Source organism: Ensifer soli (assembly GCF_041928815.1).
Classification (GTDB): domain Bacteria; phylum Pseudomonadota; class Alphaproteobacteria; order Rhizobiales; family Rhizobiaceae; genus JBHFEI01.
This window is the reverse complement of sequence record NZ_JBHFEI010000001.1, coordinates 38357-50021: the sequence shown is the minus strand read 5'-3', so window position 1 is coordinate 50021 and position 11665 is coordinate 38357. Positions and strand designations below refer to the sequence as shown.

8 protein-coding genes are annotated in these 11665 nt (G+C 67.8%); 4 read left to right on the top strand and 4 right to left on the bottom strand.

The features are described 5' to 3' along the window. Positions 1-54: 54 nt before the first annotated feature. The 4 genes from pgl to ACEVQ6_RS00150 form a co-directional block, all read right to left on the bottom strand. The gene (pgl, locus tag ACEVQ6_RS00165; RefSeq protein WP_374886866.1) at positions 55-753 is read right to left on the bottom strand and encodes a 6-phosphogluconolactonase; all 699 of its coding nucleotides are present in this window, start codon (positions 751-753) and stop codon (positions 55-57) included. A gap of 11 nt (positions 754-764) precedes the next feature. Continuing rightward, on the bottom strand, positions 765-2240 hold the full coding sequence (zwf, locus tag ACEVQ6_RS00160) for a glucose-6-phosphate dehydrogenase (protein ID WP_374886865.1): 1476 nt from the start codon (positions 2238-2240) through the stop codon (positions 765-767). Positions 2241-2338: 98 nt separating this feature from the next. Then, positions 2339-3634: an NAD(P)/FAD-dependent oxidoreductase gene (locus tag ACEVQ6_RS00155; protein ID WP_374886864.1), complete on the bottom strand. Its 1296-nt coding sequence runs from the start codon at positions 3632-3634 to the stop codon at positions 2339-2341. Further along, positions 3627-5063, bottom strand: a complete 1437-nt coding sequence (locus ACEVQ6_RS00150; RefSeq protein ID WP_374886863.1) for a glutamine synthetase family protein — start codon at positions 5061-5063, stop codon at positions 3627-3629. Before ACEVQ6_RS00150 ends, ACEVQ6_RS00155 begins: the two co-directional genes overlap by 8 nt. A 123-nt stretch (positions 5064-5186) precedes the next feature. On the opposite strand from ACEVQ6_RS00150, the gene ACEVQ6_RS00145 reads away from it, so the two are divergent. The 4 genes from ACEVQ6_RS00145 to ACEVQ6_RS00130 all read left to right on the top strand — a co-directional run bounded on the left by ACEVQ6_RS00145 (position 5187) and on the right by ACEVQ6_RS00130 (position 11585). Next, positions 5187-6371 (top strand): BaiN/RdsA family NAD(P)/FAD-dependent oxidoreductase, encoded by a 1185-nt coding sequence (locus tag ACEVQ6_RS00145; RefSeq protein WP_374886862.1) that lies wholly within the window; start codon positions 5187-5189, stop codon positions 6369-6371. Between the two features lie 217 nt (positions 6372-6588). Beyond that, entirely contained in the window at positions 6589-6729 is a 141-nt protein-coding gene (locus tag ACEVQ6_RS00140) for a hypothetical protein (protein WP_374886861.1), read from the top strand. Positions 6730-7174: 445 nt separating this feature from the next. After that, on the top strand, positions 7175-9697 hold the full coding sequence (locus tag ACEVQ6_RS00135) for a methyl-accepting chemotaxis protein (protein ID WP_374886860.1): 2523 nt from the start codon (positions 7175-7177) through the stop codon (positions 9695-9697). A 49-nt stretch (positions 9698-9746) separates the two neighbouring features. Then, positions 9747-11585: a methyl-accepting chemotaxis protein gene (locus tag ACEVQ6_RS00130; RefSeq protein ID WP_374886859.1), complete on the top strand. Its 1839-nt coding sequence runs from the start codon at positions 9747-9749 to the stop codon at positions 11583-11585. Positions 11586-11665 lie beyond the last annotated feature (80 nt).

Sequence of the window (11665 nt, the reverse complement as noted above, 5' to 3'; positions counted from 1 at the left end):
TATCGCTACTCCTGTCCTGTGGTCTTCAAGAATGGCGCGGCGTTCGGGGCCGCGTTATGGCGCCCAGTAGACGGCAAGCGGGGTCGCGGCGCGGTTGAGCACGGCGCGGATCGGCATCTCCGCCTCCTCGCTGCCCTTTTGCGCCTTGGAAAGCACCGCCTTCTTTCCCTCGCCCTCGATGTGCAGCACCAGAAGGCGGGCATCGTGAAGCGCGGAAAAGGTGAAGGTTAGGCGCGGCTCGCCGGCCCCTTCGGCCTCCATGGTGATCACGCCGCGCGGCGTTTCAAGGTCGAGCGCCTCGGCGAGCCGCGACCCCCCGGGGAAGAACGAGGCGGTGTGCCCGTCATTGCCCATGCCGAGGATCGCCACGTCGAAGGGCGAACAGAGGTTCGCGGTTTCCCTCGTCGCGATCGCCGCCGCGTCCTGCGCCGTCGCGACATCGTGGAAGAGGGGCACGAAGGCTGCGTGCGCCGCCGCGTTGGCGATCAGGTTTTCCGCCACCAGCCGGTGGTTCGACCGCTCGCTTTGCGGACCGACGAAACGCTCGTCGACCAGCGTCACCGTGACCTTCGACCAGTCGAGCGCCTTCGACGACAGCGCCCTGAAGAAGGCCTTCGGCGTCGAGCCGCCGGAGACGGCGAGCGTGGCGGCGCCGCGCGCAGCGATCGCGGCCTCAAGGGCAGCGGCGACGGTGCCGGCGAGCCCCTCGGCGAGCGCCTCGCCCGTGTCGAACTCATGCATGGCTGCGGTCATGTCCGGCGTCCTCAGATCACTTCATGCCAGGTGCGGCCGTCGCGCTCGATCAGCGCGATCGACTGGCTCGGGCCCCAGGTGCCGGCGGTGTAGCCCTGCGCCTGCTGGCCGGTCGTCTCCCAGGCCTTCAGGATCGGATCGACCCATTTCCACGCGGCCTCGACCTCGTCGCGGCGCATGAACAGCGTCTGGTTCGAACGGATGACGTCGAGCAGCAGGCGCTCATAGGCGTCGGCATTGCGCGCCTTGAACGCCTCGGCGAAGCTCATGTCGAGCGAGACGTTGCGCAGGCGCATGCCGCCCGGGCCGGGGTCCTTGATCATCAGCGACTGCTTGACGCCCTCGTCGGGCTGCAGGCGGATGATGAGCTGGTTCGACTGGATGCGGCCGGCGGCGGCATCGAAGATCGAATGCGGGATCTGCTTGAAGGTGATGACGATCTCCGACATGCGCCCCGCCATGCGCTTGCCGGTGCGGATGTAGAAGGGCACGCCGGCCCAGCGCCAGTTGCCGATCTCGGCCTTGATGGCGACGAAGGTCTCGGTGTTGGAAACGCCGCCCTCGAGCTCGTCGAGATAGCCCTTGACCGGACCGCCGGAGGAGGCGCCGGCGCGGTACTGGCCGCGCACCGTCAGCTGCTCGACATTCGAGGCGTCGATGCGCTTCAGCGCGCGCAGCACCTTCAGCTTCTCGTCGCGCACCGATTCCGATTCCATCGACGGCGGCACTTCCATCGCCACCAGGCAGAGGAGCTGGAGGATGTGGTTCTGCACCATGTCGCGCAGCGCGCCGGCCTTGTCGTAGTAACCGGCGCGGCTCTCGAGGCCGACGGATTCGGCGACCGTGATCTGCACATGGTCGATATGGGCCGAGTTCCACAAGGGCTCGTAGAGCGCGTTGGCGAAGCGCAGCGCCATCAGGTTCTGCACCGTCTCCTTGCCGAGATAGTGATCGATGCGGAAGACCTGCTCCTCGCGGAACACCTTGCCGATCATGTCGTTGAGCTCGAGCGCGGAGGCGAGGTCGCGGCCGATCGGCTTCTCGACGACGATGCGGGTGTTCTTGGTGATCAGCTTGTGGTCGCGGATCTTTTCCGAGATGTCGCCGAAGATCGCCGGCGCCACGGCGAGGTAGAAGGCGCGGATGCGGTCCTTGCCCTCGTCGAGCAGCGCCTTCAGCTTGTCCCAGCCCTTTTCCGACTTGGCATCGACCGAGGCGTAGAACAGCCGGTCGGTGAAGATCTTGATCTGGCCGTCCTCGTATTCGCCCGGCTTCAGGTGCTCCTTCAGGGCGGCCTGAGCGAAGGCGCGGTATTCCTCATGGCTCATATCGGCGCGCGAGGCGCCGATGATCCGCGTCGGATCGGAGAGCTGCCCGTCGAGCTGGCGGTGGTAGAGCGCGGGAAGCAGCTTGCGCTCGGCAAGGTCGCCGGTGCCGCCGAAGACGACATAGTCGAAGGGGTCAACGGGAATGATCTGGCTGCTCATCGTTGGGTCTCGATCTCGTTCAGTTCGGGAGGTGTTATAATCTAATCGATTTAAAAACGCTAGGGTGCGGCGCGTCAAAATCGCACGCAGCTGCGAGGTCAGAACCTGTCGCGCAACGCATACCAGTTGAGCGCGAGGAACAAAAGGGCGGAGCGGAAGCGCATGCCCCCCGGAAAGGCGGGCACGTCGAAGGCCCGGAAAAGCTCCAGATCGGTCGATCTGCCGAGCGCCAGATCGGCGTAAAGCCGGCCGCAATAGTTGGACAGCATGACGCCGTGGCCGGAATAGCCGCCGATCGCGGTGACGTTCGGCATGACCTCGCGGACGAAGGGCTGGCGCGGCAGGGTGATGCCGACATAGCCGCCCCAGGCATGGGTCAGGCGGATGTTCTTCAACTCCGGGTAGATCTCGGCGATCTGCTTGCGGATGTGGACATGGATGTCGGCGGCATCGTCCGGCGCATAGGTCTCGCGCCCGCCGAAGAGCAGGCGGTTGTCGAGGGTCTTGCGGAAATAGCGCACGACGAAGCGGGAATCGGCGACCGCCTCGCCGCCGGGAAGGATCCGCGGAAAGGCGTCGAGCGGTTCCGTCGCGCCGATAAAGGAGCCGATCGGCATGATATGGGCAGCCGTCACCGGCTCCAGCCCGCCGACATAGGCATTGCAGGCGATCAGCGCCCTGGCGGCGGTGATCGTGCCGCGCGGCGTCTCGATCGTCACCCGGCCGCCGGCGCCCTCAATCCGCGTCGCCTTCGTCTGTTCATAGAGGTGCGCGCCCGAAGCTGCTGCGACGCGCGCGAGCCCGACGACGAGCTTCATCGGATGGAGATGGCCGGTGCCGGTGTCGCGGATGCCGGCGAGGTAGCGCGTCGAGCCGAGCCTCTCGGCCGTCTCCTTTCCGTCCATGAAGGTCTGGTGCGGATAGCCGTAGCGCGTCGCGGCGATCTCGGCGCTCTTGCGGTAGTCGTCGATGTAGCGCCGCTTGTGGACGACGTTCATCTGCCCCGGCCTGTAGTCGATGTCGATGCCCTCGCGCGCGGCGAAATCGAGGAGATGGCGCTTGGCGGCCTCGGCCATGTCGAACAGCGCCTTCGACCGCTCGTAGCCGTAGTCGGCCTCGATCTCCTCGGGGGCGGAGCGCTGGCCTGTGCCCATCTGGCCGCCATTGCGGCCCGAGCCGCCGTCGCCGAACCGATGCGCCTCGATCAGCGTCACGCGCGCGCCGCCGCGGGCAAGGTTCAGCGCCGCCTGCAGGCCGGTGAAGCCGCCGCCGACGATCGCGACGTCGACCGTCTCCGATCCGTCCATCGCCGGATAGGCGGGGCGCTCCGGCACGCTCGCCTCGTACCACGAGATCCCCGGCGACACCGGGCTTTGCCAGATCGTCTCAGACATTGAGCAGCAGGAATTCGCGTTCCCACGGGCTGATGACCTGCATGAAGGTCTCGAACTCGCCGCGCTTGACGCCGGCATAGATCGCCAGGAACTCGCGGGAGAACACATCGACGAAGCTCGGGCAGGTCTCGAACAGCGACACGGCCTCGAGCAGCCCGCGCGGCAGCTCGATCTCGCCGCCATTGGCCGTGTCCTCGGTCGGCGCGCTCGGCTCCAGTCCCTCGACGATGCCGAGATAGCCGCAGCCTAGCGAGGCGGCGAGCGCCAGGTAGGGATTGGCGTCCGAGCCCGGCAGCCGGTTCTCGACCCGCCGCGCCACGGGGTCGGAGACCGGCACGCGGAACGCCGTGGTGCGGTTGTCATAGCCCCAGGCATTGTTGAGCGGCGCCGACATGTCGGGCGTCAGCCGGCGGTAGGAATTGACGTAAGGCGCGAACATCGCCATCGCCCGCGGTACATAGGTCTGCATGCCGGCGATGAAGGCGAAGAACTCCTTCGAGGCCGTGCCGTCCGCGTTGGAGAACAGGTTGCGGCCGGTGTTCACCTCGATCACCGACTGGTGGATGTGCATCGCCGAGCCTGCCTGGCCCTGCATCGGCTTTGCCATGAAGGTGGCGTAGATGCCGTGCTTCAGCGCCGCCTCGCGGATCGTGCGCTTGAACATGAACACCTGGTCGGCAAGCTCGATCGGGTCGCCGTGGCGCAGGTTGATCTCGAGCTGGGCCGGGCCCTCCTCGTGGATCAGCGTGTCGATCTCCAGGCCCTGCTTCTCTGAAAAATGGTAGATGTCGTCGATGAGTTCGTCGAATTCGTTGACGCCGGCGATCGAATAGGCCTGGCCGCCCTGGATGGAGCGGCCCGAGCGCCCCTTCGGCGGATGCAGCGGATAGTCGGGATCCTCGTTCTGCGCGACGAGGTAGAATTCGATCTCGGGCGCCACGACCGGCTTCCAGCCGCGCTTGCGGTAGAGGTCGACGACATTCTTCAGCACGTTGCGCGGCGTGTAGGGCACGTCGCCGCCGGTGGAGGAGGCGATATCGCAGATCACCTGCGCCGTCGGGTCGGTCTCCCAGGGCACGATCGACAGCGTCGACAGGTCGGGCACGAGCTTGATGTCGCTGTCGCGCGAATCGTAGCGGAAGTCGCCGGTCTCGTCCGGATATTCGCCGGAAATCGTGTGGCGATAGATCGCCGACGGCAGCGCGAGCGAGGTGTTGGAGGTGAATTTCGACGAGGGCATCATCTTGCCACGCGCGACGCCGGCAAGGTCCGGCGTGATGCATTCGATGTCCTCGATGCCGCGGATGCGCAGCCAGTCCGCCGCGTCCTTCCAGGACTTCACCCCGCGCGGCGCCTGAAGTTCGGGCGGGATCTTCACGGGCTTGGCGGGCTTGTCGGTTCGTTCGGCAAGTCGTCTCTTGGCTGGCATGCATCACCGTTCTGGGTTCATTGCCCGATCATAGTCCGGCCCCGTGACGATTGGCTAGGGGCCGGGATTGACTTTGGCCCGGGCCCGGCGAAAGGAAGGCGGCATCGAAAGGGAAGCGGGACAGTGGACGAAAAGCGCGACGTCGTGATCCTCGGGGCAGGGGCGGCCGGCATGATGGCGGCGATCGCGGCGGGACGGCGCGGCCGCGACGTGCTCGTGCTCGACCATGCCGCCGCCCCCGGCGAGAAGATCCGCATCTCCGGCGGCGGTCGCTGCAACTTCACCAATCTCGGCACGGGCCCGCAGAATTTCCTCTCCGCCAACCCGCATTTCGCCAAGTCGGCGCTTGCCCGCTACACGCCGCGCGACTTCCTCGCGCTCATCGAGCGCCACGGCATCGCCTGGCACGAAAAGACGCTCGGCCAGCTCTTCTGCGACGGGACGAGCCGCGACGTCGTCTCGATGCTGACGCGCGAGATGGCCGATGCCGGAGCGACGCTGCGGCTGTCGACGCCGGTCGAGGCGGTGGAAGGGTCCGCGACCGGGTTTCGCCTGCGCACCGGCAGTGGCGCGATCGATACCGCAGCCCTGATCGTCGCCACCGGCGGCAAGTCGATCCCGAAGATGGGGGCGACGGGCTTTGCCTACCAGCTTGCCGCCCGGTTCGGCCTGCCGGTGGTAGAGACGCGTCCGGGCCTCGTGCCGCTGACGCTCGATCCCCTCGACAAGGCGCGCCTTGCCGATCTCTCCGGCGTCTCCGTCGAGGCGGAGGCGCGGCTCGGCAAGGCGGCGTTCCGCGAGGCGCTGCTCGTCACCCATCGCGGTTTCAGCGGCCCGGCGATCCTGCAGATCTCGTCCTACTGGCGCGAGGGGCAATCGATCACGCTGGCGCTGCGCCCCGACCTCGACATCGCCGCCCTCCTGCGCGACGCCCGGAGGGAAACGCCGCGCCTGGCGCCCCAGACCGTGCTCGCCCGGCACCTGCCGAAACGGCTGGCCCAGCTCTTCGCGGAAGAGGCCGGGCTTGCCGGCCGCATGCTCGCCGACCTCTCCGACCGGGCGATCGCGGATCTTGCCGGCCGGATCGCCGGCTGGACGATCACGCCGGCGGGCTCGGAAGGGTATCGGACGGCCGAGGTGACGCTCGGCGGCGTCGACACGACGGCGCTCGACAGCCGGACGCTTGCGGCCAAGGCCGTGCCCGGCCTTTACTTCGTGGGGGAATGCGTCGACGTCACAGGCTGGCTCGGCGGCTACAATTTCCAGTGGGCCTGGGCGTCGGGCCATGCGGCGGGGCAGGCCGCATGAGGCGGCGCGAATCTGCCGTCCCGATTTCAGACATTTTTAATCGCTATGGCGGAACCTGTCGGACCGAAAGGCTCTTGACGGGAGCGGCGGCGGCCCAAATCCGGGCGATCGGAGGCCTTTTGTCGCCGCCAGCCTGAGACAGGCTTGACAGCACATTGTTTTTTGGCCCGGATTGTCCGGACCGACATTGCGACACCGGAGTGAGAGGACAGTCTTCATGACACGATATCACCGCCGACCGGCACCCCGCGCCATCGCGATCGCGAAAACGCAAGACGCGGAGGCCCGGACCGCTCTCCTCGTCAAGTGGACGGCCCTGTCGGCGCTGGCGCTCGTGGCGCTGATCGCGCTGCTTTAAAGCGCTGCCGCGCCCCTTAAAGGGGCGAAGCGCCGAACCCTTTTGACCGGACGCAGCCGGATGCCGGCGCGTCCATTGCTTGCCGACGCTCCATAGCGCCTCACGCCGTCTCGCCCGCCTCCACGCCGCGACGCTCTCCTTTCACGAAAACAGCAAGGCATGAAGCCGCCCCATGGCTGTCGGCGGAGCATGGCCGCGAACTGCGAAAGTGGCGACAATTTGTCACAATCTAGGGTAAAATTTTAAGAAAAGCCCTCAATAGTGGTCGGAATTTTGGTCCCGCCAGTGCCGCGTCCCGCCTTGCCGCAGGACACGCGGTACCCCCATGATGGCTTGGCGGGTTCGCGGTCGACACTCCGCATAACGCATGGTCCCGTTCCCGCAACATGGCAGTCCCGGCGCATGTCTTGACGCCGTGCGGGACTGCGCCAGACAAGGTTCGCGCATGTTCATCGACAAGATCCTTGCCCGCTACAAGATCCAGACGAAGGTGATCGTCTTCATCGTTCCCTTCGTGCTCAGCATCTGCGCCGTCGGCTTCACCGGGCTTTATGCTTCTGGTCTGGTCCAGGGACGCATGGAGATCTCCAACAGCGTCCTCCAGTCGCTGAGCGGCTTCAAGGACGTCTATTCCAACATGAACCGCTTCCTGCAGGAGACCAGCGAGGAGACGCGCGACGCCGTCTATGCCCGCCTGTCGACGCAGAAGGATCTTCTGGACGCGACGATGGCGGGCCTCGACGCCGGAGCCGACCATGCCAAGCTCGAACAGGCCCAGACCGAGACGGCGGACATCGAGACCCGCATCGACGGGCTGTGGAAGCTCTATGTCGGCGAGATCGAGCTGCGCAACGCCATGGAGAAGAGCCTGAAGCAGCTCACCTCCCAGCAGGTGAAGATTCTCGACGAGGCGACCAAGCTGCAGCGCTCCGTCCGCCAGGACGAGAACACCGCGAAGAACATGCTGCGCCAGGCCGACAACCTGACCAATGGCAGCCGCTTCTTCAACGAGCTTGTCGCCAATTACGGCCGCGCGGCGACGCCGGCGGAAAAGCTCGCCTTCGTCAAGGAACAGTTTCCCTTCATCATGAAGACGCAGCGCGCCGTCGGCAGCGTCCTGCCCAAGGCGCAGAAGGGCATCGCCGATTCGGTCGCCAAGACGGTCGGCGAGATCGGCGAGGTGCTGAACGCGTCCGGGGAGCCGGATGTCGTCGTGCCCGAGCTGACCCGGCTCGTCTCGCGCTTCCGCCAGGTCGGCGTCCAGCTGCAGACCGCCGCCGGCGAGCGCATGCGCGAGGCGACCCGCGTCTTCAGCGAGCTGGACGGGCCGCTGATCCAGTCGGAGGCCGTGCTGGCCGCGACCCGCAACCTCGTCGGCTCCATCTACTCGATCCAGATCTCGTCCGCCGCCTTCCTCGGCAACACCAGCGAGGAGAGCCGCAAGAAGCTGCTGCGCGAACTGGTCATGGTCAAGAGCGGGCTCGACGCGCTGCGCGGCGTGACGAGCGGGCTTGCCTTCTTCGACGAGTTCAACACCGCGCTGATGCCCGTCCTGAAGACGATGGGCGACGACAGCACCGCGCTCGTCAAGATCAGCACCGACCGCGCCGAGGAATTCAAGGCCGCCGCCACCTCGATCGACCGGATCTGGGGGCTGCTCAGCGAATTCGCCGAGGAGCAGAAGACCAGCGCCGGCGCGGAGAAGGAGCGCGCCAACCAGGTGTCGATGGCCGCGACCGTCAGCGGCATTCTGATCGCCATGCTCGCCGGCGGCGCGCTGGTGCTGACGCTGAAAGGGCCGATCGGCCAGATCACGTCGGCGATGCGGCGGCTCGCCGACGGCGCGCTTGACACGGCGATCGACGGCGGCAAGCGCCGCGACGAGATCGGCGACATGGCCCGCGCGCTCGGTATCTTCAAGGAAAACGCGCTCTCCAAGGTGCGCATGGAGGCGGAAAGCGAGGAGCAGCGCGCCGCCGTCGAGGCCGAACGCGCCCGCAACGACGCGGAAAAGCGCGCGCTCGACCGGCAGATCGACACCGCCGTCGCCGCCCTTGCCGCCGGCCTCGGCCGGCTGGCGCAGGGCGACCTGTCGCAGCCGATCGACACGCCTTTCTCCGGCCGCCTCGAACAGCTGCGCACCGACTTCAACGGCTCGCTGATCCGCCTGCAGGACACGCTGACGCAGATCCGCGGCAATGCCATGGCGATCCAGCGCAGCGGCAGCGACATGAACGCCTCCGCCGACGCGCTGTCGCGGCGCACCGAGGCGCAGGCCGCCTCGCTGGAGGAGACCGCGGCGGCGGTCGACCAGATCACCGTCACCGTGCGCTCCTCGGCCGAGCGGGCGCACGAGGCGAACCAGGCCGTCGCCTCGACCAAGCGCAGCGCCGACAGTTCGGCACTCGTCGTCGCCAATGCGATCGCCGCGATGGGGCGGATCGAGGATGCCTCGCGCCAGATCGAGCAGATCATCGAGGTGATCGACGACATCGCCTTCCAGACCAATCTGCTGGCGCTCAATGCCGGCATCGAGGCGGCGCGCGCGGGCGAGGCGGGCAAGGGCTTCGCGGTCGTGGCGCAGGAGGTGCGCGAACTCGCCCAGCGCTCGGCGAGTGCCGCCCGCGAGATCAAGCTCCTCATCAACAAGTCGACCGAGGAGGTCGGCTCGGGCGCCAGGCTCGTGCAGGAGACCGGCGCGGTGCTCGCCTCGATCAGCCGGCAGATCGTCACCGTCAGCCAGCATGTCGACATGATCGCGACCGCCTCGCGCGACCAGGCGGCGGCGCTCGGCGAGGTCAACGGCTCGGTCAACCAGATGGACCAGATGACCCAGCAGAACGCCTCGATGGTCGAGGAGGCGACCGCCGCGAGCCGCAATCTCGCCAACCAGGCCGACACGCTGATGATGCTGGTCGAGCAGTTCCGGCTGGACAGCGACGACGCCCGCATGGACCGCGCCGCGTGACACTGCCGTCGCGCCGCCCGACGCCCACGACCGACAGACGGAGTGTATCATGATCCGCCAGTTCACAGCCTCGATCGTCACCCGCTGCCTGATGGCGATGGTGGCGCTCATCCTCGCAAGCGTCGGCGCCGTCTCCGGCCTCGTCTACTATAAGGTTAGCGAGCGCGTGATGCGCGACGCGATGACCGATGCCGGCGAGGCCGCGCGGGCCTTCGCGGTGCTCTACAGCTATGGCGCGGGCGACGCCACGGTCGAGATCCGCGATGGCGCCCTCGTCTCGGTGCGCGAGGAGGCGATCCGGCCGGGCGCCGACCATGCGCTCGTCGACGCGGTGGCGACGACGATCGGCGGCGTGGCGACCGTGTTCGAGACGCAGGGGCGCGACTTCGTCCGCGTTTCGACAAACGTGAAGAAGGAGGACGGCAGCCGCGCCGTCGGCACCAAGCTTGCGCCCGACCATCCCGCCCAGGCGCATCTCGCCGCCGGCAGGGCCTATTTCGGCCCCGCGGCGCTTTTCGGGCGCGACTTCATGACCGGCTACTTCCCGGTCAAGACCGCCGCCGGGGCGACCGTCGGCGTGCTCTTCATCGGCATCCCCATGGAGGTCTATCAGGCGAAGCTCGCCGAACTGCGCGCGATGATCCTCGGCGCCGGCGCGCTGGTCCTCTGTCTCTCGGGCCTTGCCGTCTTCGCCTTCATGCGGACGTCGTTCCGGCCGCTCGGCCGGCTGACCGCCTCCGTCGAGCGGATCTCCGCCGGCGATCTCGACACGGACATTCCCTACCATGCCCGCCGCGACGAATTCGGCAGGGTCGCGCGGGCGCTCTCGGTGTTCCGCGACAACGCGCTCGACAAGGCGAGGATCGAGGCGGAGGCCGAGCGGCAGCGGGCCGGGACAGATGCCGAGCGCGCCGGCCGGGAGGCCGAGAAGCAGGCGCTCGACCGCGACATCGACCATGCGGTCACGGCGCTTGCCGGCGGCCTGGAGCGGCTGGCGAGCGGCGACGTCTCGCGCATCATCGACACGCCCTTCTCCGGCCGCCTCGAACCGCTCCGCGTCCATTTCAACGCCTCGCTCGAACGCCTGCAGGATACGCTCGTGGAGATCCGCGACAGCGTCGGCGCCATCCAGCGCACCGGCGCCGAGATGCGCCAGTCGGCCGACGCGCTGTCGCGCCGCACCGAGGCGCAGGCCTCCTCGCTCGAGGAGACCGCCGCCGCCGTCGAGGAGATCACGGTGACGGTCAAGTCCTCCTCCGAGAGGGCGCAGGAGACCAACCGCGCGGTCGCCGCGACCAAGGCGAGCGCCGACAGTTCCGGCGCCGTCGTCGCCAGCGCCACCGCGGCGATGGGGCGGATCGAGGATGCCTCGCGCCAGATCGAGCAGATCATCGAGGTGATCGACGACATCGCCTTCCAGACCAACCTGCTGGCGCTCAATGCCGGCATCGAGGCGGCGCGTGCCGGCGAGGCGGGCAAGGGCTTCGCGGTCGTGGCGCAGGAGGTGCGTGAACTCGCCCAGCGCTCGGCGGCGGCTGCCCGCGAGATCAAGGACCTGATCAACAAGTCGACCGGCGAGGTCGGCGCCGGCGCGCGGCTGGTGCAGGAGACCGGCGCGGTCCTTGCCGCGATCAGCGGCCAGATCGTCGACATCAGCCGCCATGTCGAGGTGATCGCGACGGCCTCGCGCGACCAGGCGGCGGCGCTCGGCGAGGTCAACGGCTCGGTCAACCAGATGGACCAGATGACCCAGCAGAACGCGGCCATGGTCGAGGAGACGAGCCATGTCAGCCAGCAGCTCGCCGCCGATGCCGACCGGCTGATGGCGCTCGTCGGCCGGTTCCAGCTGAAGCCCGGCACCACCGGCCGGATGCGCCGCGCCGCCTGACGCTTCCGGCACCGACACCGTCTTCGGCCGGCCCACCCGCGGGGTCGGCCTTTTCGTGTGCGCCCTGTTCCCTGCGGAAC